Consider the following 20,391-nt stretch of genomic DNA (forward strand, 5'->3'; position numbering starts at 1 on the left):
GGCCACCGAACCCGAGCACCCCGGCCAACCCCATACTTACCAGTCGGTCACTACGGTGCGCCCAACAACCCCTACCAGCCCATCAGTTGGGAGCGCCCCATGCGCCTCCGCACCGCAGCCCGCACCGCGGCAGCCGCACTGACCGCGACCCTCACCTTCACCGCCACGGCGGCCACGGCAACCCCGGCCGCCGCCCAAACCACCAAGGCGGCCACCACACAAACCCCCGCCCCCGGCGACATCCTCACCACCACCCCACCACCTTCCACCCCTCCCCGCCCAGCCCACCCCCACCCGCGCCTGGCACATCACCTACCGCTCGACCACCGCCAAGAACACCCCCAACACCGTCTCGGGCACAGTGATCGTCCCGAGGGACGGCAGACCCGACCGTGACCGCCCCCTGATCACGTACGCGGTGGGCACGGTCGGCCTGGCCGACCACTGCGCCCCCTCAGCCGGCTTCCCGCGAGGCACAACGGTCGAGGCCAATCTCATCCAACTGCTCACCGCACGCGGCTGGGCCGTCGCCGTGACCGACTACGAGGGGCTGGGCACCCCGGGCGACCACACCTACGTCGTCGGCCGCTCGGCGGGCCACGCCGTCCTCGACGCGGCCCGCGCCGCGCTGCGACTCCCCGAGGCGGGCCTGTCCCCGGACGCGCCCGTCGGCATCATGGGCTACTCCCAGGGCGGCCAGGCCACTTCCTGGGCGGCGGAACTGCACGGCAGCTACGCCCCCGAGCTGAACGTGAAGGGCACGGCCACCGGCGGCGTCCCCGCCGACCTCCTCAGGGTCGCGGACTTCGACAACGGCGGCATCGGCGCCGGCCTGATCCTCATGGCGGCGGCCGGCCAGGACGCCGCGTACCCCGAACTCCGCCTGGACGACTACCTCAACGACCGCGGCCGCGCCTACATCCGCTTCTTCAAGGAGCAGTGCGTCGTCGCCGACGTGGCGGCCGGCCTCTTCAAGAGGATCTCCGACGTGACCGTCCGCAACCCCCTGTACGAGGCCGACTGGCAGCGCGTCCTGCGCTCCTCGGACCTCGGCACGCACGCGCCCGACCGCCCCGTGTACCTCTACCACGGGACGGTCGACGAGCTGATCCCGTACGACGTGGGGCAGCGCCTGCGCGCGGACTGGTGCGAGCGGGGCGCGGACGTCCGCTGGACGCCACTGCCGCTCACGGAGCACGTGGGCGGCGCGGTGATCCAGGCGATCCCGGCGGCGAACTGGCTGGCGGAACGTTTCGCGGACCGCCCGGACCGGGGCAACTGCGCCTGAGCCCCAAGGAGCCTCAGCCGGGCGGTACCACTCCGGTCCCGGACGCCGCCTCCCAGCGCCGACCGCTCACCAGGTTCTGCAGCCCCACCCACGCCACGTTCATCAGCGTCTCCGCCGTCTCCTTCGCCGAGGGGACGGCGCCGGCGGGCCCGTTCGCCCACCCGGCGAGCGACTCGGCCGCGCCGACGAGGGCGTGCGCGAGCCCGACCGCCTCCCGCCCGTCGAGCGGCACCCCGCCGGCCGCCTCCCCGGCGGCGTCCTGAGCGGCCTCCTCGATCAACCGCACGACGACCTCCACGATCTCCTCGCGCAGTTCGTCCACCACCCGGTCGAACGGTTCACCGTGCGTACGGGCCCGGCAGCTGAGCACCGCCCACCCCTCCGGGTGCGCCGCGGTGTGCGCGAAGAACGCGCGCAGCCCGTCCCACAGCCGGCGGTCCGCCGGGGCGTGCGGCTCGACGGCGGACCGCACGGCGCCGAGCAGCGCCTCCGCTTCCCGCCGGATGCAGGTTCCGAACAGGTCCTCCTTCGAGTGGAGGTACAGGTAGATGAGCGGCTTGGACGCCCCGGCGAGCTCGGCGATCTCGTCCATCGAGGCGGCGCTGTAGCCGCAGCGGGCGAACACCCGCACGGCGGCGTCGATCATCTGCCGCTCCCGCACCTCCCGGGGCATCCGCCGGACCCGGGGTTTCGCCACCCCGCCCGACCCGGACGCCTTGCCACCGGCCCGGCTCCTGACAGCGTCGGTCTGTGCAGTGGTCACAACAAGCATCCCTCCGCCCCCGCTACAGTACCGGCAGGTAACATCACGCCCGGCGTACCCGTCAAGGCCCGCCCTCCGGCCATGCCGGGCCCTCCCCGCCGAGCCGAACGGCCCGTGGCACCCCACGGCAGGCGACGGCGTACGAGGCGTCGAACGGGCGCGCCACCCCGCGTGACATGCGAAGGCGCCCACCCGGGAGCCGTGCGGGACGATCACGCCGCACCCCGGATCGCCGACGCGACGGCGGGAGCCCCCGGCCTCGTTCGTCCACGAAGGCCGGGGGCTCCCGCCGTCACATGCCGGTCGCCCGGGCGGCCGCGTCAGGCCGCGCTCAGCACCGGCTCCTGCTCGTGGGCGCGCTCGCGCTCCGGCTCGCCGTCGAGCTTGGAGCCGTCGGCCGTGGCGTACGCCTCGCGGTCGAGGATGCCCTCGCGGGAGGCGACGATGATCGGGACGACGGACTGGCCGGCGACGTTGGTGGCGGTGCGGATCATGTCGACGATCGGGTCGATCGCGAGCAGCAGGCCCACGCCGGCCATCGGCAGGCCCAGCGTCGAGAGGGTCAGGGTGAGCATCACGGTGGCGCCGGTCAGGCCGGCGGTCGCGGCCGAGCCGATGACCGAGACGAACGCGATCAGCAGGTAGTCGCGGACCTCCAGCGGCACGTCGAAGACCTGGGCCACGAAGATCGCGGCGATGGCCGGGTAGATGGAGGCGCAGCCGTCCATCTTGGTCGTCGAGCCGAACGGCACGGCGAACGACGTGTACTCCTTCGGCACGCCCAGCCGCTCGGTGACCCGCTGGGTGAGCGGCATGGTGCCCACGGAGGAGCGGGAGACGAACGCGAGCTGGATCGCGGGCCAGGCGCCCTTGAAGAACCGCAGCGGGTTGACCTTGGCGACCGTCGCGAGCAGCAGCGGGTAGACGCCGAAGAGGACGATGGCGCAGCCGACGTAGATGTCCGCGGTGAAGGTCGCGTACTTGCCGACCAGGTCCCAGCCGTACTTGTGGATGGCGTGGCCGACGAGGCCGAGGCTGCCCAGCGGGGCGAGCCGGATGACCCACCACAGCACCTTCTGGAGGAGCTCCAGGACGGACTCGCTGAGGGTGAGCAGCGGGCGGGCCTTCTCGCCGACCTGGAGGACGGCGACACCGGCGACGGCGGCCATGAAGACGATCTGGAGCACGTTCAGCTGGGTGAACGGCGTGATGACGTCGGTCGGGACGATGCCGGTGATGAAGTCGAGCCAGGAGCCCTTCTTCTTGGGGTCGGCGCCGTCGGCCGCGGTGAGGCCGGTGCCGGAGCCCGGGTCCGTGAGGAGGCCGATCGTCAGGCCGATGGTGACGGCGATCAGCGACGTGATCATGAACCAGAGGAGGGTCCGGGAGGCCAGCCGCGCGGCGTTGGAGACGTTCCGCAGGTTGGTGATCGAGACCAGGATGGCGAAGAAGACCAGCGGGGCCACCACGACCATCAGCAGCTGGACGAAGATGTCACCGATCTTGTCGAGCGTGGTCTGCAGCCAGCCGATGTCGCCGCTGCGGGCCGCCCAGCCGAGCAGGGCGCCGAGGACGAGGCCGAGCAGGATCTGTGCCCAGAAGGGCACCTTGGATATCCGGCCGAGGGTCGCGCGGACCCCGGAGGACGGGGTCGCGGGGGAGGGGGGCGTCGAGGACAACGGATTCTCCGGGGACAGACGGGGGGGTGAAGAGGGCGCGAGGCGCCAGGAGGTCCGTACGTACGGGATCTCCGGCCGCGTCGGGGTGATCGGCGAGGAGCGATCAGCGGCGGCGACAGGCCGCGGACAGACAGCGGCAAAGATCGACGTGCAGGCGCGCCACGAGGCCGGGGCCCGTGGGGATTCGGTGCGCTGCTGCTGTCTTCATGTCGACACGTTAACACTGGAACTTTGAGGAACCCAAAGAGTTTCTTTGAGCTGGGGGGTCCCAGGAGCGCCGCAAGGCGCACAAAAGCGCCGCACGTCCCCCCACCGGGCGGTGGCCCGGCGGCGGAACGTGCGGCGCTATGTGACGAAAACTACCCTTGGCGGCGATGGCCGCCCTTGGCGTGAGTTGTCCGGTCGTGCCCGGTCAGGCCCGGTCCTCCTGCCCCGCGTTCGCCTGCAGCCGCTCCCGCGTCCGCTCGACGCGCTCGGCCACCTGCATCGCCATCGCGTCCCGCTGCTTGCGCAGCAGCACCCAGCTCAGCGGCGCCGAGATGACCAGGGCCAGCAGGATCATCCACACGAGGTTGGAGCCGTTCCTCCCGAGCGGGATGGCGCGGAGGTAGCAGAGCACCCACACGACGGCGAAAGAGGCGACGAGCAGGCCGAATCGCAGAGCGGTGTATCGGAGCGAGGCGTACTTCTGGCTACTCACGGGACGGACCTTCTTCTCAACGGCAGCCGAAAGGGTCCCTACCAGTCAAGCACGAGCGCGAGTGGATCTATCCAGAGGGAGCCGCATCGGCCCGGAACGAGCCGTGTCCACCCGAAACGTGGCCCGCCGGCGTGGAACGAGCCACGCCGGCCGGACCGGGCCGCGGCAGTCCATCGGGAGCCGCATCAGTCCAGCGGGAGCCACATCTGGACGTCGTCGCGGTAGTCATCCGCCGCCAGCCGCAGCCCGCCCGGCACCCGGCCGACCTCCTTGAACCCGAGCCGCCCGTAGAAGCTCTCCAGCCCCATGCCGCCGCGCACCTCCAGCCGCAGCGCCTCCAGGCCGGCGTCGCGGGCCATGTCGACCGTCTCCCGCATCAGCCGGAGCCCATGGCCGCCGCCCTGCAGGCCGGGGTCGAGCATCACCAGGACGACCATGGACCAGTGCCGCGTCTTGAAGTCGGTGTGGAGCCGGAGGAACGCCGTGCCGACCAGCCGCCCGCCGGTGGCGTCGGCGCCGGACTCGCCGTCGCCGGCGTACGCGCCGAGCATCCGGTGCTCCCCGGCGGCCACCCGCGCGAACTGCGCGCCGGCAGCCGCGCGCACCTCCTCCTCGGTCACCGAGGGCACGAACCCCACCGACCCGCCCGCGCGCGACACGTCGTACCAGAGGCGGGAGAACTCCTCCCGGAGCCCGGGGGTCACCTGCGGATCACGCACGAAGGTAAGAGACATACGGCCGATGCAAGCATTACGCCCTACGCCCCGGCAAGAGAAAGAGCCCCGGTGAGGCGCGTGCCTCACCGGGGCTCCGGGACCTGCCCGAAGGACGGGACTCGGGAACTCAGACCCGCATCGCCTGCGGCACCTCGCGCCGCGCCGGGTCCGGACCGTCGTACTCCCGGATGATCTCGTACCGCGTGTTCCGCTCCGCCGGGCGGAAGCCCGCGTCGCGGATCAGCTCCAGCAGGTCGTCGCGGGTCAGCTTGTTCGGCGTGCCGTAGTTGTCCGCGTCGTGCGTGATCTTGTACTCGACGACCGAGCCGTCCATGTCGGAGGCACCGTGCTGGAGGGCGAGCTGCGCGGTCTGGAGGCCGTGCATCACCCAGAAGACCTTGACGTGCGGGACGTTGTCGAAGAGCAGCCGGGAGACGGCGAACGTCTTCAGCGCCTCCGCGCCGGTGGCCATGGAGGTCCGCGCCTGGAGCCGGTTGCGGATCTTGCCGTCCTTCATGTCCACGAAGTCGTGCTGGTAGCGCAGCGGGATGAAGACCTGGAAGCCGCCGGTCTCGTCCTGGAGCTCGCGCAGCCGCAGCACGTGGTCCACGCGGTGGCGCGGCTCCTCGATGTGCCCGTAGAGCATCGTGGACGGGCCCTTGAGGCCCTTCTCGTGCGCGAGCCGGTGGATGCGCGACCAGTCTTCCCAGTGGGTCTCGTGGTCGACGATGTGCTGCCGGACCTCCCAGTCGAAGATCTCCGCGCCGCCGCCGGTCAGCGACTCCAGACCGGCGTCGATCAGCTCGTCGAGGATCTCGGAGGCCGGCATGCCGGAGATCTTCTCGAAGTGGTGGATCTCGGTGGCGGTGAACGCCTTCAGGGAGACCTGCGGCAACGCTTCCTTGAGCGCCTTCAGCGACCGCGGGTAGTAGCGCCACGGCAGGGTGGGGTGCAGGCCGTTGACGATGTGCAGCTCGGTGAGGTGGTCGTTCTCCATCGCCTTGGCGAGGCGGACGGCCTCCTCGATGCGCATGGTGTACGCGTCCTTCTCGCCCGGCTTGCGCTGGAACGAGCAGTAGGCGCACGACGCCGTGCACACGTTGGTCATGTTGAGGTGGCGGTTGACGTTGAAGAGGACGGTGTCCCCGTTCTTCCGCGTCCGCACCTCGTGGGCCAGACCGCCGAGCCAGGCGAGGTCGTCGGACTCGTAGAGGGCGATGCCGTCCTCGCGGGTCAGCCGCTCACCGGCGCGCACCTTCTGCTCCAGCTCGCGCTTGAGTCCCGCGTCCATGCGATCGCCTCTCTGGTATGTCCGGAGTACGTACGTCCGGTTTCCTCCGCCTGGCCCGGTCGAGCCTACTCCCCCGCCGGAGACGGCCGTCAGACGCCCTCGGGCCTCGGCCCGCCACCCGTCAGATGTCCTCGGGCAGCTCGCCCACCCGGTTCTCCCACTTGGTGGAGAGCACGATCGTGGTGCGGGTGCGGCTCACGCCCTTGGTCCCGGACAGCCGGCGGATGGTGCGCTCCAGGCCGTCGACGTCGCCGACGCGCACCTTGAGCATGTACGAGTCGTCGCCGGCGATGAACCAGCAGTCCTCGATCTCCTCCAGGTCGCGCAGCCGCTGCGCCACGTCCTCGTGGTCGGCGGCGTCCGAGAGCTGGATGCCGATGAGCGCCGTGACGCCCAGGCCCAGCGACGCGGCGTTGACGGTCGCGCGGTAGCCGGTGATGACACCGGCCGCCTCCAGGCGGTTGATCCGGTCCGTGACGCTCGGGCCGGACAGCCCGACGAGCCGGCCCAGTTCCGCGTACGAGGCCCGCCCGTTCTCCCGGAGGGCCTGGATGAGCTGCCTGTCCACCGCGTCCATGGCTGGAACCTTTCAATAATCAGCGAACTTGCCGTCTTGCATGTAGAATCTAAGGCATTGAAGGGCTGACGCCCCGAAAATCTTTCACCGAACGCTTACGGCACCAACGATCCTTCAGGAGTGAGCCCCGTGTACACGATCGAGATGGCCTACGCCCGCATGCGCGAGCTGCAGGACCTGGCCAACCGCTCGCGTGCCCATCAGTCCGTCACCGCCGCCCGCCGCGCCGAGGCCGCAGGGGCCCCCGCCGCGCGCGCCACGAAGAAGCGCTAACTCCCCTCCGGGGCCCGGCCGCCGCCGAGCTCCCCCTTCCACCTGCGGTAGTACCGGTGCGGCACCCCCGCCGCGTCCAGTACCCGCCCGGCGACGAAGTCCACGAGATCCTGGATGTGCGTCGCCCCCGCGTAGAACGCCGGAGAGGCGGGCAGCACGATCGCGCCCGCCTCGTCGAGCGCCACCAGCTGGCGCAGCGTCTGACCGCTCAGCGGCGTCTCGCGCACCGCGACCACCAGCGGCCGCCGCTCCTTGAGCGTCACGCTCGCGGCCCGCTGCAGCAGGTCCTTCGACAGCCCCAGCGCCACACCCGCCACACAGGCCGTGCTCGCCGGGACGATCAGCATCCCCTTCACCGGGTACGAACCCGACGACGGCCCCGCCGCCAGATCACCGGCGGCCCAGTACCGCACCCGGGCGAGCTCCGCGTCGCCCACCTCGAACGCCTGCGGCTTCCCGTCCGCCCCCATCGACAGCCACTGCCGCAGGTCGTCCCGCCAGTGCGCGTCCCGGAACGAGACCCCGGTCTCGTCCAGCAGCGTCAGCCGCGAGGCCCGGCTGACCACCAGGTCCACGCCCTCCCCCGCCGCCAGCAGCCCGCGCACCACGGCCGCCGCGTAGGGCGTCCCGGACGCACCGGAAACACCGACCACCCAGGGCCGGCGCTCGGATCGTTGCGTTGCGTGTTCGTACGGCTCCACGCCCCCGAGCCTAGTCGGCCGGGGTGACTACACCCCCAGCCCCCGCACCCCCAGATCCAGCAGCGCGCACACGAACAGGGCAATCCCGATGAAGCCGTTGACCGTGAAGAAGGCGCGGTTCAGGCGGGACAGGTCGTGCGGGCGGACGATCGAGTGTTCGTACAGGAACGTCGCGACGACCACCACCAGGCCGGTCCAGAAGAACACGCCCGCGTGGGTGGCCACGCCGTACCAGGCCAGCAGGGCGGAGGTGATCACGTGGCAGACGCGGGCGCCGTGGAGCGCGGCCGGGACGCCGAAGCGGGCGGGGGTCGATTTCACGCCATGTACGCGGTCGGCGGCGACGTCCTGGCAGGCGTAGATCAGGTCGAAGCCGCCGATCCAGACGCCGACCGCGAGCCCCAGTATCACCGCGTCCCAGGACCAGGAACCGGTCACCGCCAGCCAGGCGCCGACCGGGCCCATGGCCTGCGCCAGGCCCAGGATCGCGTGCGGGAAGTCGGTGAACCGTTTCCCGTACGGGTAGACCACCATCGGGATCACCGCGATCGGGGCCAGCGCCAGGCACAGCGGGTTCAGCAGGCCCGCGGCGCCCAGGAAGATGACGACGGCCACCAGCGCGCCCGTCCACGCGGAGCGGACGGAGACCGCGCCGGTGACGATCTCGCGGTTGGCGGTCCGCGGGTTGCGGGCGTCGATCTCGCGGTCGATGATCCGGTTGCAGGCCATCGCGAAGGTGCGCAGCCCGACCATCGCCACGGTGACGAGGAAGAGCTTCCACCAGTGGATGCGCCCGTCCTCCTGGTACATCGCCGTGAACGAGGCGATGTACGCGAAGGGCAGCGCGAACACCGAGTGCTCTATCAGCACCAGGCGCAGGAACGCCCGGGTGCGCCCCGGCTGCGGGACGGCGGCGGCGGAGGCGCTCATCGGCGCCACCCCCGGCCACCCGTGCGAACGGCGGCCGTAGACGTCACAGCCCGTACTCCTTCCAGCGCTTCGTCACCCGGGCGGCGGTCTCCGGGTCCGACTCCACCATCGACGGCCAGCCGCCGTCCCGCGTATAGCCCTCCTCGGGCCACTTCGCGGTGGCGTCGATGCCCGCCTTGCCGCCCCAGAACTGCTGGTACGACGCGTGGTCGAGGTGGTCGACCGGGCCCTCGACGACGGTGAGGTCGCGCGCGTAGTCGACGTTGCCGAACGCGCGCCAGGACACCTCGTGCAGGTCGTGGACGTCGCAGTCCTTGTCCACGACCACGATCAGCTTGGTCAGCGACATCATGTGCGCGCCCCAGACGGCGTGCATGACCTTCTGCGCGTGCTTCGGGTACTTCTTGTCGATCGAGACGATCGCGCAGTTGTGGAACCCGCCGGACTCCGGCAGGTGGTAGTCGACGATGTCCGGGATGATGATCTTGAGCAGGGGCAGGAAGAAACGCTCCGTCGCCCGGCCCAGCGGCCCGTCCTCCGTCGGCGGCCGGCCGACGACGATCGACTGGAGCAGCGGGCGCCGCCGCATGGTGACGCAGTCGATGGTCAGCGCGGGGAACGGTTCCTGCGGCGTATAGAAGCCGGTGTGATCACCGAACGGGCCCTCCGGGAGCATCTTCCCGGGCTCCAGCCAGCCCTCCAGCACCACCTCGGCCGCGGCCGGCACCTGGAGCGGGACGGTCTTGCAGTCGACCATGTCGATCCGCTTGCCCTGCACGAAGCCGGCGAAGAGGTACTCGTCGATGTCCGCCGGCAGCGGCGCGGTCGACGCGTACGTCACGGCGGGCGGGCAGCCGAAGGCGATGGCCACCGGCAGCCGCTCGCCGCGCCGGGCGGCGACCTGGTAGTGGTTCCGGCTGTCCTTGTGGATCTGCCAGTGCATTCCGATGGTGCGCTTGTCGTGGCGCTGGAGCCGGTAGAGGCCGAGGTTGCGGACGCCGGTCTCGGGGTCCTTGGTGTGGGTGAGCCCCAGGTTGAAGAAGGAGCCGCCGTCCTCGGGCCAGGTGAAGAGCGCCGGGAGCGCGTCCAGGTCGACGTCGTCCCCGGTGAGCACCACTTCCTGGACGGGCGCGTCGCCGGGCTTCACCTTGCGCGGCGGCACGTGCGCCATCGCGCCCAGCTTGCCGAACGCCTCCCGGATCCCGACGAAGCCCTGCGGCAGCTCGGGCTTGAGCAGCCCGCCGATCTTCTCGCCGATCTCGTCGTAGGACTTCAGGCCGAGCGACTTGAGCAGCCGCCGGTCGGTGCCGAAGACGTTCATCGCCAGGGGCATCGCCGAGCCCTTGACGTTCTCGAAGAGGAGGGCCGGGCCGCCGGCCTTGTTCACCCGGTCGACGATCTCCCCGACTTCCAGGTGGGGGTCGACTTCGGCCTTGACGCGCTTGAGGTCGCCGTCGCGTTCGAGCGCTCTGAGGAACGAGCGGAGATCGTCATAAGCCATGCGTTCCAGTATCGAGCACGGACTACCCTGGCCTTGTCACGGGGCCGCGGGACGGCCCCACCGCCACGTCCCGGGGGCCTTCGGCCAATGCTCAGGTATCTGCCGTTCCTGCTGGTCCTGGCGTTGTGGATCTACGCGTTCATCGACTGCCTGAACACGCCCGAAGAAGAGGTCCGCAAGCTGCCGAAGACCGCGTGGGTGATCATCATCCTGCTCTTCGGCGAGGTGCTGCTCGGGCCGGTCGCCTGGCTCGCCGTGGGCCGGCCGCGCGCGGCGTCCGGCCGGGCCGGCCGGCGCGGCGCCTCGGGGGCCGGCGGGAGCGGTGGCCGCGGCTGGGTGGCACCGGACGACAATCCCGAGTTCCTGCGCTCGCTGGACGAGGACCGCCGGCCGCGCGGGGAGGGCGAGGACCGGGGCTGAGCGGCGAAGACCGGGGCCGAGCGGGAGCCGGCCGGGCTCGGGCTCGGCCGGGCGCGGGGCTCGACCGGGCCGCCCGTTCGGCGGGCGCCGCGTGCGCCCATCGGCCCAGCGCCTGATCCCCCGATCGGGTAATACGATCACCATCCCATCATTCCCGCGGTCCACAACTCCCCCTCCTTTACGGCCAATTGCCGAGCATTTCACCCGCACTCCCCTATCCCCCGCACTCCCGGGCCGGGAGAGTCGCAACGGCCACACTGTGGCCTGACGCGACCTCAGGGAGGGTGCAATGCCCGGGATGATGAGCAGACGAAGACTCCTCGGCTCGGCCGCGGCCGGCGCCGGCGCCGCCGCGCTCTCGCTGCTTCCGCCCAGCGTGCAGCGCGCCGTGGCGGCCGGGCCGCCACGGCGCGGCTCGCTGGCGGACGTCGAGCACGTGGTCATGCTGATGCAGGAGAACCGCTCCTTCGACCACTACTTCGGCACCCTCAAGGGCGTCCGCGGCTTCGCCGACCCCAAGGCCCTGCGGCTCTCGACCGGCCGCAGCGTCTTCCACCAGCCGGACGCCGAGAACCCCAAGGGCTACCTGCTCCCCTTCCACCTCGACACCCGGAAGACGAGCGCGCAGGCCATCCCGTCCACCAGCCACGCCTGGTCCGTCCAGCACGAGGCGTGGAACGGCGGGAAGATGGACAAGTGGCTGCCCGCGCACCGCAAGGCGGACGGGAAGAACGGCCCGTACGTGATGGGCTACCACACCCGCGAGGACATCCCGTTCCAGTTCGCCCTCGCCGAGACGTTCACCATCTGCGACAACTACTTCTGCTCGGTCTTCGGCCCCACCTGGCCCAACCGTCTCTACTGGATGACGGGCACCATCGACCCCGGCGGCACCAAGGGCGGTCCGGTCATCAGCAACACCATGCCGTCCCCCTACCGCTGGACCACCTACGCCGAGCGCCTCCAGGCGGCGGGCATCAGCTGGCGGGTCTACCAGCAGGCGGACAACTACGGCTGCAACATGCTGGAGTGGTTCAAGCGGTTCCGCGACGCGAAGCCCGGCGATCCGCTGTACGAGCGTGGGATGCGCCGGCAGCCGGAGGGCACGTTCGAGGACGACGCCCGCAACGACCGCCTCCCGGCCGTCTCGTGGATCATCCCCACGGGCCCGCAGTCCGAGCACCCGAACTACATGCCGGCCGCCGGCGCGGACTTCGTCGCCAAGAAGATCGAGGCGATCGCGGACAACCCCAAGGTCTGGGCGAAGACCGTCTTCATCCTCAACTACGACGAGAACGACGGCCTGTTCGACCACGTCCCGCCACCGGTGCCGCCGAAGGGGACGAAGGACGAGTTCGTCAAGGGTCTGCCGATCGGCGGCGGCTTCCGGGTCCCCTGCCTGATCGTCTCGCCGTGGACGGTCGGCGGCTGGGCGGCGGGCGAGGCGTTCGACCACACCTCGGCGCTGCGCTTCCTGGAGCGCTTCACGGGCGTCCGGGAGCCCAACATCAGCGACTGGCGACGGCGTACGTTCGGGGATCTCACCTCGGCCTTCGGCTTCGACGCCCCGGCCTCCCCGGCGCCGCGGCTGCCGAGCGACACGGCGAAGGAGCTGGAGGAGGCGGAGTGGGAGGTCGCCCACCTGCCGAAGCCGACGCTGCCGGGGGCGACGCAGAAGGTCCCGGTACAGGAGAAGGGCACGCGGCCCCGACGGTGAGCGGCCCCAGGGGTGGGCCCCACCGGGCCCGCCCCTAGGGGAGCTCCCGCTTCCCCTTCCCGTACTCCGCCCGGAGCTCCCGCCACCGGTCGAGCCGCCAGTCCGTCCAGTCGGCGGGATGCCCGGCCAGCGCCCGCAGCAGGTACTCGAAGTGGTGGTGCCACCCGGCCAGGCAGTCCAGCCGCTGGTCGTCCGTCCCGGGCATCTCGTTGGTGAAGTGCAGCAGCGTCCCGCCGACGCTCGCCGGCGCCTTCTCCAGCTCGAACCGGATGCGCCCGTGGATCTCGACGGTGTACTCGGCGAGGCTCTCCGGCTCCCAGGCGGTCACCCGGCCCGGCGCGACGGTGGCGTTGCCCCGCGGGTCGGTGTTCTGCCACCGCAGCGTGATCGCCCCGCCCTCCCGCCGCTCGAACGGCTCGGCGGCGGCCAGCCAGGTCGGCAGCCCTTCCGGCGTCGCGACCGCCGCCCAGACCCGCTCCCGGGGGTACGGGAGCGACAGCTCGTAGCAGAGCGTGTGAACGTCACCGTGGGTCTCCGAGGCCCCGTAGGGGGACGGCATCTCCATGCCTCCAGCACACCACAGCCCCCCGCGTCCCGCGCGTCAGTCGCGGGGCCAGGAGGTGCTGTCGATCACGATGCCGGAGCCGGGGAGGGCGAACTTCTCGCCGAAGGTGTGGCTCGTCTCATCCGTGTACGCACCGTCGCGCGGCGCGTGGAAGACGTGCGCCACGCCCGTCTTCGGGTCGGCGATGAGGTACGTCGGGATGCCGGCGGCGGCGTAGACCTTCAGCTTGGCGTCGTAGTCGTCGCGCCTACTGCCCTTGGAGACGACCTCGGCGACGAACTCGACGTCGCGGTAGTCGAAGCACCCGCGATCATCCTCTTCCGCACCCTCCTTCACCAGAGCGATGTCGGGGGCGTAGCCGTTGAGCGTTCCCGGGAAGTCGATACGGACATCCCAGAGAATCTTGGCGTCAATCCCCAGACCGGCTTCCAGGGCGCGATTCAACCCCCGAATGATCATTGCGTGCACCGCGCGCTGCGGATTCATGACGATCTCCCCCTCGATGATCTCCGCCCGATACCCCGCAGGCACATTCATGGCCTCGATGAGGGCGAACATCTCATCCAGCTCGGCCGAGTCCTCAACGGTCACCATCGGCACCTCCCCGTCTGAAATCCGAGTCTAGGAACGCACTCCTGCCCTCACCCTCGCACAAAGGCCCGCTCCCCCCGAAAGAGGGAGCGGGCCCATATGGGTGACGCGGGACGGGTGTCCGTCAGACGCCCGAGTAGGAGTGCTTGCCGCCGAAGAGGAAGTTGACCCCGTAGTAGTTGAAGATGTAGCAGGCGAACGCGGCCAGGCCGAGGTAGGCGGCCTTGCGGCCCTTCCAGCCGGCGGTGGCGCGGGCGTGGAGGTAGGAGGCGTAGGCGACCCAGGTGATGAAGGACCAGACCTCCTTGGGGTCCCAGCCCCAGTAGCGGCCCCAGGCGGCCTCGGCCCAGATCGCGCCCGCGATGATCGTGAAGGTCCACAGCGGGAAGACGGTCGCGTTGATCCGGTAGCCGAACTTGTCGAGCGTCGCCGCGGACGGCATGCGGCTCAGCATGTTGTCCCAGGCCATGTGGAGGCGGACGCCCAGGCGGATGCCCAGGCCGGCGTCGTTCGGCAGGCCCTTGAGCTTGTTCTCCAGGACGCCCGGTCCCGTCTTGCCGGCCGCCAGCCGGAGCTCGTAGCCGTCGCGGAAGCGGTAGAAGAGGGTGGAGACGGCGCCGACGTACAGCGAGGCGCCGGAGACGATCGCACAGGAGACGTGGATCCACAGCCAGTACGAGTGCAGCGCGGGCACCAGCTGGTCGCTGGAGGTGTAGAGCACGCTCATGGCCAGACCCAGGTCGAGCAGGATCGTGGTGACCAGCGGCAGGCCCAGCCAGCGGATGTTCTTCTTGGCGACGAGCAGCCCCAGGTAGACGGCGACGGCGACCATGCCGAAGGTCGTGGAGAACTCGTACATGTTGCCCCACGGCGCCCGCCGCACCGACAGGGCGCGGGTGAGCACCCCGCCCGCGTGCAGCGCGAAGGCCAGCACGGTCAGCGAGACCGCGATGCGGCCGTACAGGTCGCCCTTCTCGCTGGTGCCGGCCGCGCCCGGGCCGTCGGGGACGTCGTCGCGGGTGCCGGGGGCCGACCGGGTGACGACCTTGGGCCGCTCCAGCACCGCCGTGCCGCCCGCCTTGCGGACGGTGACGGCGACGGCGGCCGGGCGGGGCTCCGCCGTGATCGCGGCGGCGGTCCGGCCGACGGCGCTGCGGCTGCCGAAGACCCACTCGGTGATGTGTGCGAGGAAGGCGAGGGTGTAGACGGCCATCGCCGAGTAGATCAGCACATTGCTGGTATGGGCCATGTTCTCGTTGGCCGCGGCAGCGATGTTCACGCGCGCGCTCCTTCGGAGGAATCTGTGGGTTCAGCGGATCGGGGGGATTCTTCGGCGGTCGCGTCGGCGTTCGCTTCGGCGGGCTTCTTCACGGCCCGTTCCTCGGCTGTCTCCACGGCCTTCTCTTCTTCGCTCTGTGCCGAGCTCTTGTCGGAGCTCTCATCGGAGCTCTCGTCGGACTTCTCGCCGGAGGGGGCCTTCCCGTCGGGCTCCCGTTCCTCCTCCTCCGCCACCGGCGGCGCCCCGTTCTGCAGCGCGACCGCCAGCTCGTACAGCTCGTCCGGCACCTTGGCCGACTCGCTGCGCCCGAGGCCGGCCAGCTCGACGACAGTACGCCCGTCCGCCCCGCGCACGGCACGCACCCACACCCGGCGGCGCTGGATGAACAGCGACCCGGCCACGCCGATCAGCGCCGCGACGGCACCGGCCAGCGCCGGCATGTCGCCGGGCTTGTGGGAGATCTGGAAGGTCGCCCAGGTGCCGATGCCGTCGAACTTCAGCGAGCCCGCGCCGTCGGGCAGCGTCATGGTCTCGCCGGGCCTCAGCGCCCGTGCGAAGGGCCGGTCCCCCTCCTTGAACTGCTTCATCCGCTTGGTCTCGAGCTTGTAGACGCTCTGCGGCAGACCCGAGTCGAGGCCCAGGTCGCCCTGGTAGGCGGTGAGGATCAGATACGGGTTGTCCAGCGCCGGGAACACCGACGCCATCCGGCCGGTGCGCAGGTCGAGCGTGGGGACGAAGTTGCCCCGGAAGCCGATCTGGCCCTTCTTGCCGTTCTTGTCCCAGTAGTCGGGGACCTTGATGACGGTGGTCTCGGTGATGTTGTTGTCCAGCGGCAGCGAGGCGACCGCGCCCTGGTAGACCACGGTCCCCTGGCCGTCGCGCACGGTCACCCGGGGCGCGTAGCCGTGGCCCTGGAGGTACACCTTCGAACCGTCGACCTCCAGCGGTTCGTTCACCTTGATCGTGGTGTCGCGCGGCTTGCCGTCCGCGCCCTTCCAGTAGCTGATGTGCGCCCGGTAGTCGCGCGGCGTGCCCTTCTGCGGGCCGGTGCGCTCGTACGTCCCGGTGAAGCCCTTGAGCTCGAAGCCGAACGGGGGCAGGTCATCGGCGTTGAACAGCGTGCCCGACTTGAAGTCGTCGTACTGCGTGAGCGTGTTCGAGAACTTGTCGCCCTCGACGACGAGCTTGCCGCCCTCGTACTTCCACAGCTGCGCGGACGCGAACGCCACCAGCATCACGATCAGGGAGACGTGGAAGAGGAGGTTGCCCGCCTCGCGCAGGTAGCCCTTCTCGGAGGCGACCGAGTCGCCCGCCACGACCGTGCGGAAGCGCTTGCGGCGCAGCGCCCGCCGGGCCGCCGCCAGCACCTCGTCCGGATCGGCGTCGGTGCGCCAGGTGGCGTAGGCGGGCAGCCGGTCGAGGTGGCGCGGCGCCTTCGGCGGCCGGCCGCGGAGCTGGCCGACGAACTGCCAGGTGCGCGGGACGATGCAGCCGATCAGCGAGATGAACAGCAGGAGGTAGATCGCCGAGAACCACACCGAGCTGTAGACGTGGAAGAGTTGAAGCTTCTCGTAGATCGGCGTCAGCGTCTTGTGCGCGTTCTTCCACGTGTCGGCCTTCACCGAGTCGACGCTGGTCTGCGGGATCAGCGAGCCGGGGATGGTCGCGAGGGAGAGCAGGAGCAGCAGGATCAGCGCGACCCGCATCGAGGTCAGCTGCCGCCAGAACCAGCGCAGCCAGCCGAGGACCTCCCGCCCGGTCCAGGCGAGCGCGCCCAGCGCGCCCGGGCGCCGGACCCCGCCGAACGAGCCCAGGACCGCCTGGCCGCGGTCCTCGGCCGGGGCCGTGGACAGCCGGGCGCCGGCGGCGTCGTCCTCCTGCGCCTCGGTGGTGGGCGTGCTATCGGTCTTGGCCATGGTTCAGATCCCGGGTTGGTACTTGTTCGACCACGTCTGCAGGTCCTGGATGAGGTAGTCCCACGCTCCCGTCACCAGCAGGAGGCCGACCAGGACGAGCATGCCGCCGCCGATCCGCATGACCCATGCGTAGTGCTTCTTGACCCAGCCGAAGGCGCCGAGCGCCCGGCGGAAGGCGAGGGCGGTGAGTATGAACGGCAGGCCGAGCCCGACGCAGTAGGCGAGGGTGAGCAGGGTGCCCCGGCCCGGGCTGGCCTCCTTGAACGACAGGGCCTGGACGGCGGCCAGCGTGGGCCCGATGCACGGCGTCCAGCCGACGCCGAAGCCGATGCCCAGCAGCGGCGCCCCGAGCAGCCCCATCGTGGGTTTCACGTGGAACCTGAACTCGCGCTGACCGAATCGGTTCAGCAGGCCCGTGAAGAGGAGTCCGAGGACGATCATGACGGCGCCGAGGACGGTGGAGATCGTCCCCTGGTACCGCTGGAGGGTGGTGCCGAAGTAGCCGAAGGCCGCGCCCATCGAGACGAGGACGGCGCTGAAGCCCAGGACGAAGAGGGAGGAGCCGGCCAGCATCCGGCCCCGGCGGGTCTCCGCCAGATCCGCGCCGCCGACCCCCGTCACATACGAGAGGTAGCCCGGCACCAGCGGCAGCACGCACGGGGAGAAGAACGACACCAGCCCGCCGAGCACCGCCACGGGCAGGGCCAGCAGCAGCGCTCCGGAGAGGATGGTGTGGTTCAGGCCGTCGCCGGAGGCGGCGAGGACGATCGGCGCGGCGTTCACGGCGTCACTTCTCCGCGACCAGCTGGTCGAGGGTCCCGGTCAGCTCGTCCTCGGTCAGCGGCTTGAGCGCCCGGCCGGCGATCTTCCCGTTCCGGTCGATGAAGACCGTGGAGGGGATGGCCTGCGGGTTGAGGTTGCCCTTGGGGAAGCGCAGGATCAGCTTCCCGCCGGAGTCGTGGATGCTCGGGTACGGGACCTCGAAGGTCTTCTCGAAGGCGACGGAGTTCGCCTTGTCGGGGTCGCGGACGTTGAGGCCCACGAACTCGACGCCCTTGCTCTTGTAGTCCCGGGCCGCCTTGACCAGGTTCTTCGCCTCGGCCCGGCAGGGAGCGCACCACGAGCCCCAGACGTTGAAGACAATGATCTTGCCCTTGAACTTCTGGGTGGCGTTGAGCTCCTCGCCCTGGAGGGTCGTGCCGGACAGCTCCGGCGCGTCCTTCCGGGCGCCCTGGTCCTTGACGATGTCGACCCCGCCGGTCCCCTGCACGAACTGGGTCTCACCGCCCCCGCCGGAGGTCCCGCCGGACCCGCACGCGCTCAGCGTCGTCAGCGCCACGAGGACGGCGCCGACGGCCGGCACGGTGGTACGACGGCGGAACGGGCGGAACCGGGTGCGTCGATCGGCGCGGCAGGCACTCATGTGAAAAGTTTCGCATGGCGATTTACGGGATCTTCCGCGCCCCCTTGCCCCACCCGACCCTGGTGCTCAGCGGCCCGGAGTCCACTTCTCCCCGGTCCGCAGCCGGCGCAGCCGTTCCAGCACCGCCGGATCCTGGGCGTCCAGCCAGTCGCACAGCTCCCGGAACGAGACCAAACGGACGTCCGCGTGCCGTTCGTCGGCGATGCGTTTGAGTGCCTCCTCCACGGCGTCCATGTAGATCCCGCCGTTCCAGCGCTCGAAGTGGTTGCCGATGAAGAACGGCGCCCGGTTGGTCTCGTACGCGCGCCGGAACCCGGCGAGGTACGCCTCCGTGGCCTGCCGCCGCCAGCCCGGGTAGTGGGCGGGCGGGGCGTTGGTGGAGTTGCGGGACTGGTTGGCGAGCAGGTTGTAGTCCATGGAAAGCAGCTCGAAAGAGTGACCCGGAAAGGGGATCAACTGCAACGGAAAGTCCCAAATCCCCTGCCGCTTCACCGGCCACACCTGCCGTCCGCCCGGCGAGCTCGCGTCGTACCGCCAGCCCAGCTTCGCCGCCGTGGGCAGCAGGTTCCCCCGGCCCAGCAGACAGGGTGTCCGGCCGCCGACCAGCTCCTTGCGGTAGTCGAAGGGCAGCGGCTCGACGTCGGTGAAGCCGGTGTTCGTCCGCCACGACATGACGAACGAGACGGCCTGCTCGATCTCCGACTCCCACTGCGCCGGCGTCCAGCGGGCCACCGAACCGGGCCCGGAGCAGAAGTGCCCGTTGAAGTGCGTGCCGATCTCGTGGCCCTCCAGCCACGCCGCGCGCAGGTTCCGCAGGGTTTCCTTGATGTGCTCGTCGGAGAGGTAGCCGATGGCCGAGGCGCCGACCGGGTTGTTCGGCGGCCGGTAGAGCGACTTGCGGGACTCCGGCAGGCAGTAGAGGCCGGTGAGGAAGAAGGTCATCCGCACGCCGTGGTCCCGGGCGAGCCCGCGGAAGCGCGGGAAGAGGCCGTCGCCGACCTCGCCGGCGCCGTCCCAGGAGAAGACGACGAACTGCGGCGGGCGCTGCCCGGGCTCCAGCCGCTCCGGCGGCGGGAACCGGCCCGGCTGCCGGCCCGTGTCCGCCGTCGAACCGTCGCCGATCGGCCGCACATGGGCCAGCCCCCGGGCCGGGGCGACCACCGGATGCGCGGCCCGGTCCGGGGCGGACGAACAGCTCGCGGCCGCCGACGCCACGGCCGCGCCCGCGACCGCGCCCAGGAATCCTCGTCGGCCGATGTCCGGCACGCGCGGCCTCCGCTCGTCGTCGACGCGCCCCCGCCCTCCTGTCGTCCATATAAGACGACAACTCGGACGGGGGCGCGTCGGCGTACGGCGGTCGCGGTACTCCCGGACCCGTGCGGTCAGGCCCGAACGCCTTGGCGCCGCCCTTGACCGGCTTGGCGCCCGCCCGCAGGTGGGCCGGGACCAGGTCGCGCGCCGGCTCGCTGTAGCCCACCGAAACGATTTTGTCGCCGCGGTAGGTGAACGTCGTCAGGCTGGCCAGCGTGCACTGCCGCTTCCGCGGGTCGTGCCACAGCCGGCGCCGCTCCACGAAGCTGCGCACGATCCAGATCGGCAGCTGGTGGCTGACACACACCGCCTCGTGCCCGCGGGCCGCGTCCCGCGCCGCGTTCAGCGCGCCCATCATCCGCACCACCTGCTCCACGTAGGGCTCGCCCCACGACGGCCGGAACGGGTTGGTCAGGTGCTTCCAGTTGGCCGGCTTGCGCAGCGCGCCGTCGCCGACGCCGAAGGTCTTGCCCTCGAAGACGTTCTCCGCCTCGATCAGCCGCCCGTCCGTCGCCAGGTCCAGACCGTGCGCCTTGGCGATCGGCGTCGCCGTCTCCTGCGCCCGCTCCAGCGGCGAGGCCACGACATGCGTGACGTCCCGGCCCGCCAGGTGCTCGGCCACCCGGTCCGCCATCTCCCGGCCCAGGTCCGACAGGTGGTAGCCCGGTCTGCGGCCGTACAGCACGCCGTCCGGGTTGTGCACCTCGCCGTGCCGCATCAGGTGCACGACGGTGATGTCGTTGCCCTCGC

The 20,391-nt window shown here is 70.8% G+C and carries 19 protein-coding genes and 2 pseudogenes; 4 read left to right on the forward strand and 17 right to left on the reverse strand.

From position 1 onward, the window contains the following. Positions 1-99: 99 nt before the first annotated feature. Positions 100-1,288 (forward strand): annotated as a pseudogene (locus tag ACQEVS_RS15705) (lipase family protein). Between the two features lie 13 nt (positions 1,289-1,301). On the opposite strand, the gene ACQEVS_RS15710 reads toward ACQEVS_RS15705, so the two are convergent. The 6 genes from ACQEVS_RS15710 to ACQEVS_RS15735 form a co-directional block, all read right to left on the reverse strand. Further along, the gene (locus ACQEVS_RS15710) at positions 1,302-1,961 is read right to left on the reverse strand and encodes a TetR/AcrR family transcriptional regulator (RefSeq protein ID WP_433027576.1); all 660 of its coding nucleotides are present in this window, start codon (positions 1,959-1,961) and stop codon (positions 1,302-1,304) included. Between the two features lie 410 nt (positions 1,962-2,371). Continuing rightward, the gene (locus ACQEVS_RS15715; RefSeq protein WP_433020855.1) at positions 2,372-3,730 is read right to left on the reverse strand and encodes a dicarboxylate/amino acid:cation symporter; all 1,359 of its coding nucleotides are present in this window, start codon (positions 3,728-3,730) and stop codon (positions 2,372-2,374) included. A gap of 412 nt (positions 3,731-4,142) precedes the next feature. After that, entirely contained in the window at positions 4,143-4,430 is a 288-nt protein-coding gene (locus ACQEVS_RS15720) for a DUF4229 domain-containing protein (RefSeq protein ID WP_433020858.1), read from the reverse strand. Between the two features lie 185 nt (positions 4,431-4,615). Continuing rightward, positions 4,616-5,164 carry an N-acetyltransferase family protein gene (locus ACQEVS_RS15725; RefSeq protein ID WP_433020861.1) on the reverse strand — a complete coding sequence of 183 codons (549 nt, stop codon included), beginning with the start codon at positions 5,162-5,164 and terminating at the stop codon, positions 4,616-4,618. A gap of 109 nt (positions 5,165-5,273) precedes the next feature. Then, positions 5,274-6,437, reverse strand: a complete 1,164-nt coding sequence (gene mqnE / locus ACQEVS_RS15730; RefSeq protein ID WP_433020864.1) for an aminofutalosine synthase MqnE — start codon at positions 6,435-6,437, stop codon at positions 5,274-5,276. A 121-nt stretch (positions 6,438-6,558) separates the two neighbouring features. Continuing rightward, the gene (locus tag ACQEVS_RS15735; RefSeq protein ID WP_004943663.1) at positions 6,559-7,014 is read right to left on the reverse strand and encodes an Lrp/AsnC family transcriptional regulator; all 456 of its coding nucleotides are present in this window, start codon (positions 7,012-7,014) and stop codon (positions 6,559-6,561) included. 129 nt (positions 7,015-7,143) lie between these two features. On the opposite strand from ACQEVS_RS15735, the gene ACQEVS_RS15740 reads away from it, so the two are divergent. Next, on the forward strand, positions 7,144-7,287 hold the full coding sequence (locus ACQEVS_RS15740) for a hypothetical protein (RefSeq protein ID WP_433028175.1): 144 nt from the start codon (positions 7,144-7,146) through the stop codon (positions 7,285-7,287). On the opposite strand, the gene ACQEVS_RS15745 is transcribed toward ACQEVS_RS15740, so the two are convergent. Genes ACQEVS_RS15745 through ACQEVS_RS15755 form a run of 3 tightly spaced genes read right to left on the reverse strand, consistent with a single transcriptional unit; the run spans position 7,284 to position 10,419 of the window. Beyond that, the gene (locus ACQEVS_RS15745; protein ID WP_433020868.1) at positions 7,284-7,988 is read right to left on the reverse strand and encodes a UbiX family flavin prenyltransferase; all 705 of its coding nucleotides are present in this window, start codon (positions 7,986-7,988) and stop codon (positions 7,284-7,286) included. The two genes, ACQEVS_RS15740 and ACQEVS_RS15745, sit on opposite strands and share 4 nt — an antisense overlap. Positions 7,989-8,015: 27 nt before the next feature. Further along, entirely contained in the window at positions 8,016-8,918 is a 903-nt protein-coding gene (gene mqnP, locus ACQEVS_RS15750) for a menaquinone biosynthesis prenyltransferase MqnP (protein WP_433020871.1), read from the reverse strand. A 43-nt stretch (positions 8,919-8,961) separates the two neighbouring features. After that, positions 8,962-10,419 (reverse strand): menaquinone biosynthesis decarboxylase, encoded by a 1,458-nt coding sequence (locus tag ACQEVS_RS15755; RefSeq protein ID WP_004943649.1) that lies wholly within the window; start codon positions 10,417-10,419, stop codon positions 8,962-8,964. Between the two features lie 87 nt (positions 10,420-10,506). Between ACQEVS_RS15755 and ACQEVS_RS15760 the strand changes: the two genes are divergently transcribed. Together ACQEVS_RS15760 and ACQEVS_RS15765 are read left to right on the forward strand one after the other, a co-directional pair. Beyond that, the gene (locus tag ACQEVS_RS15760; RefSeq protein WP_433020875.1) at positions 10,507-10,839 is read left to right on the forward strand and encodes a PLD nuclease N-terminal domain-containing protein; all 333 of its coding nucleotides are present in this window, start codon (positions 10,507-10,509) and stop codon (positions 10,837-10,839) included. A gap of 301 nt (positions 10,840-11,140) precedes the next feature. Beyond that, positions 11,141-12,556 (forward strand): phosphocholine-specific phospholipase C, encoded by a 1,416-nt coding sequence (locus ACQEVS_RS15765; RefSeq protein ID WP_433027579.1) that lies wholly within the window; start codon positions 11,141-11,143, stop codon positions 12,554-12,556. A 34-nt stretch (positions 12,557-12,590) separates the two neighbouring features. Here ACQEVS_RS15765 and ACQEVS_RS15770 read toward each other — a convergent pair whose 3' ends face one another. The 8 genes and pseudogenes from ACQEVS_RS15770 to ACQEVS_RS15805 all read right to left on the reverse strand — a co-directional run. Further along, positions 12,591-13,121: an SRPBCC domain-containing protein gene (locus ACQEVS_RS15770; RefSeq protein WP_433020879.1), complete on the reverse strand. Its 531-nt coding sequence runs from the start codon at positions 13,119-13,121 to the stop codon at positions 12,591-12,593. Between the two features lie 36 nt (positions 13,122-13,157). Continuing rightward, entirely contained in the window at positions 13,158-13,715 is a 558-nt protein-coding gene (locus ACQEVS_RS15775; RefSeq protein ID WP_433020881.1) for a Uma2 family endonuclease, read from the reverse strand. Positions 13,716-13,836: 121 nt separating this feature from the next. Beyond that, positions 13,837-14,991, reverse strand: a complete 1,155-nt coding sequence (gene ccsB / locus ACQEVS_RS15780; protein ID WP_433020883.1) for a c-type cytochrome biogenesis protein CcsB — start codon at positions 14,989-14,991, stop codon at positions 13,837-13,839. After that, entirely contained in the window at positions 14,988-16,907 is a 1,920-nt protein-coding gene (resB, locus tag ACQEVS_RS15785; RefSeq protein ID WP_433020886.1) for a cytochrome c biogenesis protein ResB, read from the reverse strand. Before resB ends, ccsB begins: the two co-directional genes overlap by 4 nt. Before the next feature lie 3 nt (positions 16,908-16,910). Further along, entirely contained in the window at positions 16,911-17,690 is a 780-nt protein-coding gene (locus ACQEVS_RS15790; RefSeq protein ID WP_433020889.1) for a cytochrome c biogenesis CcdA family protein, read from the reverse strand. A 4-nt stretch (positions 17,691-17,694) separates the two neighbouring features. Continuing rightward, the gene (locus ACQEVS_RS15795; protein WP_433020892.1) at positions 17,695-18,330 is read right to left on the reverse strand and encodes a TlpA family protein disulfide reductase; all 636 of its coding nucleotides are present in this window, start codon (positions 18,328-18,330) and stop codon (positions 17,695-17,697) included. A gap of 66 nt (positions 18,331-18,396) precedes the next feature. Then, positions 18,397-19,596 (reverse strand): hypothetical protein, encoded by a 1,200-nt coding sequence (locus tag ACQEVS_RS15800; RefSeq protein WP_433020895.1) that lies wholly within the window; start codon positions 19,594-19,596, stop codon positions 18,397-18,399. Positions 19,597-19,717: 121 nt separating this feature from the next. Continuing rightward, positions 19,718-20,359 (reverse strand): annotated as a pseudogene (locus ACQEVS_RS15805) (histidine phosphatase family protein); the annotation flags it as partial. Positions 20,360-20,391: the final 32 nt, after the last annotated feature.

This window comes from Streptomyces sp. CA-181903, from assembly GCF_050937075.1.
Classification (GTDB): domain Bacteria; phylum Actinomycetota; class Actinomycetes; order Streptomycetales; family Streptomycetaceae; genus Streptomyces.

What these genes read in the sequence shown, in the direction of transcription:
- ACQEVS_RS15710 (WP_433027576.1), bottom strand. Translation starts at nt 1,961, where the DNA reads ATGCCCCGGGAGGTGCGGGAGCGGCAGATGATCGACGCCGCCGTGCGG.
- ACQEVS_RS15725 (WP_433020861.1), bottom strand. Translation starts at nt 5,164, where the DNA reads ATGTCTCTTACCTTCGTGCGTGATCCGCAGGTGACCCCCGGGCTCCGG.
- mqnE (WP_433020864.1), bottom strand. Translation starts at nt 6,437, where the DNA reads ATGGACGCGGGACTCAAGCGCGAGCTGGAGCAGAAGGTGCGCGCCGGT.
- ACQEVS_RS15735 (WP_004943663.1), bottom strand. Translation starts at nt 7,014, where the DNA reads ATGGACGCGGTGGACAGGCAGCTCATCCAGGCCCTCCGGGAGAACGGG.
- mqnP (WP_433020871.1), bottom strand. Translation starts at nt 8,918, where the DNA reads ATGAGCGCCTCCGCCGCCGCCGTCCCGCAGCCGGGGCGCACCCGGGCG.
- ACQEVS_RS15755 (WP_004943649.1), bottom strand. Translation starts at nt 10,419, where the DNA reads ATGGCTTATGACGATCTCCGCTCGTTCCTCAGAGCGCTCGAACGCGAC.
- ACQEVS_RS15760 (WP_433020875.1), top strand. Translation starts at nt 10,507, where the DNA reads ATGCTCAGGTATCTGCCGTTCCTGCTGGTCCTGGCGTTGTGGATCTAC.
- ACQEVS_RS15765 (WP_433027579.1), top strand. Translation starts at nt 11,141, where the DNA reads ATGAGCAGACGAAGACTCCTCGGCTCGGCCGCGGCCGGCGCCGGCGCC.
- ACQEVS_RS15770 (WP_433020879.1), bottom strand. Translation starts at nt 13,121, where the DNA reads ATGGAGATGCCGTCCCCCTACGGGGCCTCGGAGACCCACGGTGACGTT.
- ACQEVS_RS15775 (WP_433020881.1), bottom strand. Translation starts at nt 13,715, where the DNA reads ATGGTGACCGTTGAGGACTCGGCCGAGCTGGATGAGATGTTCGCCCTC.
- resB (WP_433020886.1), bottom strand. Translation starts at nt 16,907, where the DNA reads ATGGCCAAGACCGATAGCACGCCCACCACCGAGGCGCAGGAGGACGAC.
- ACQEVS_RS15795 (WP_433020892.1), bottom strand. Translation starts at nt 18,330, where the DNA reads ATGAGTGCCTGCCGCGCCGATCGACGCACCCGGTTCCGCCCGTTCCGC.